This is a genomic window from Streptomyces sp. URMC 123 (assembly GCF_051386515.1).
GTDB lineage: Bacteria > Actinomycetota > Actinomycetes > Streptomycetales > Streptomycetaceae > Streptomyces.
The window spans coordinates 1-2,007 of the sequence record NZ_JBPQTV010000563.1; the positions used below are offsets into that span (position 1 = coordinate 1).

Genomic DNA, 2,007 nt, shown 5'->3' on the forward strand with positions numbered 1-2,007 from the left:
CCCCCGATCGAGGGCCGCCCCCGGCCCCGTGATCCACTGTCTCTATCCTGGGACGACGAACCGCGAGTCACACCCCGCGCCGGCGTCATCGCCGACCGCACGCCGTCCGAGGATCTCCCCCGCACATGAGCACCGTCATCTTCTCCCGCACCGATCCGGAGCTGGGCGAGTTCGCGCTGCGCCCGCTCGACCCGGCCGCGGACGGCGCGCTGCTGCACACCTGGTTCGTCCACCCCAAGTCGGTGTTCTGGGGGATGCGGGACGCGGACCTCCCCGAGGTGCTGCGCAAGTACGAGGACATCGCCGCGTCCCCGTACCACGACGCCTTCCTGGGGCTGCACGACGGCCGGCCCGCCTTCCTCATGGAGCGCTACTGCCCCGCCCACGTGGAACTGGTCGGGGTCCACGAGGCCCGGCCCGGGGACGTGGGCATGCACTTCCTGGTGGCGCCGACCGACACCCCGCTCCACGGCTTCACCCGCGCCGTCATCGGCACCGTGATGGAGATGCTGTTCTCCGACCCGGCCACCCGGCGCGTCGTGGTCGAACCCGACATCCGCAACACGGCGGTCCACGCGCTGAACGAGGCCGTCGGCTTCCGCGTCCAGGAGATCGTCGCCCTCCCCGACAAGGTGGCCTCGCTGAGCATGTGCACCCGGCAGCAGTATCTGGCGGCGATACGACAGGGGGCCGCCCGATGAACCGCCCCCTCGCCGACGCTCCCGAGGCGACAGCCGGCCGGGAGGCCGACCCCCGTACCGTCGACCTCGGACAGCCCGACCCCCGCGCCGCCGTCGCCCATCTGACGCCCGAGCGCTGGGCCCGCGCCAACCGCCTGCTGGCGGCCAAGGCCCTCTCCGAGTTCTCCCACGAGCGGCTGCTCGCCCCCCGTCTGCTGCCGACCGGCGACTACGCCGTCCCCGCCGACGACCGCACCGCCGAGTACCGCTTCTCGGCCCGCCGGCTGCCCCTGGACCACTGGGTCGTCGACCCGGACAGCATCACCCGGCACCAGGGCGGCCGGGCCCTGCCGGACGTGGACGCCCTGACCCTGGTGACCGAGGTGCGCGGCGCCCTCGGCCTCACCGACGAGGTCCTCCCGCTCTATCTGGAGGAGCTCACCAGCACCCTCGCCGGAACCGCCTTCAAGCTCGCCGGCGATCCCCTGCCGGCCGCCGAGCTCGCCCGCGCCGACTTCCAGACCATCGAGGCCGGCATGACGGAGGGGCACCCGAGCTTCGTCGCCAACAACGGCCGCATCGGCTTCGACGCCGCCGAGTACCCGCGGTTCGCCCCGGAGGCCGGCGCGCCCGTCCGGCTGATCTGGACGGCGGTCCGCCGCGACCGCTCCGTCTTCACCTCCTGCCCCGGCCTCGACCACGACCGGCTGATGGCCGACGAGCTGGGCGCGGCGACGCTCGCCCGCTTCCGCGCCACCCTGGCGGCGGACGGCCTGGACCCGGACGACTACCGGCTGATCCCCGTGCACCCATGGCAGTGGTGGAACAAGCTGTCGGTGGTCTTCGCCCCCGAGCTGGCCCGGCGCACCATCGTCTGCCTCGGCCACGGCGAGGACACGTACCGGGCCCAGCAGTCCATCCGCACCCTCTTCAACGTCGACGAGCCGTCCCGGCACTACGTCAAGACGGCGCTCTCGGTGCTGAACATGGGCTTCATGCGGGGCCTGCCCACGGACTACGTCCAGGCGATGCCAGCCGTCAACACCTGGCTCGCCGACCTGTTCGCCTCGGACGACGTGCTGAAGGCGACGGGGTTCTCCCTGCTGCGGGAGCTGGCCGCCACCGGGTACCTGCCGCGCTACTACCCGGACGACGCGCCCGGCTCGCCCTACCGCGGCATGCTCGCGGCGCTGTGGCGGGAGAGCCCGGTGCCGGCGCTGGAGCCGGGGCAGCGGCTGGCCACCATGGCTTCGCTGCTCCATGTCGACGCGCACGGCGACCCCTTGGTGGGCGCGCTCATCGCGGAGTCCGGCCTGTCACCGGCCGC

The 2,007-nt window shown here is 73.2% G+C and carries 2 protein-coding genes; both read left to right on the forward strand.

From position 1 onward, the window contains the following. Window positions 1–125 precede the first annotated feature (125 nt). A complete protein-coding gene (locus tag ACSNOD_RS30740; RefSeq protein WP_436770362.1) occupies window positions 126–701 on the forward strand; it encodes a GNAT family N-acetyltransferase in 576 nt (191 codons plus the stop codon). Beyond that, on the forward strand, window positions 698–2,007 hold a 1,310-nt coding region (locus ACSNOD_RS30745; RefSeq protein ID WP_436770363.1), incomplete at its 3' end, for an IucA/IucC family protein. The genes ACSNOD_RS30740 and ACSNOD_RS30745, both read left to right, overlap by 4 nt.

What these genes read in the sequence shown, in the direction of transcription:
- ACSNOD_RS30740 (WP_436770362.1), top strand. Translation starts at nt 126, where the DNA reads ATGAGCACCGTCATCTTCTCCCGCACCGATCCGGAGCTGGGCGAGTTC.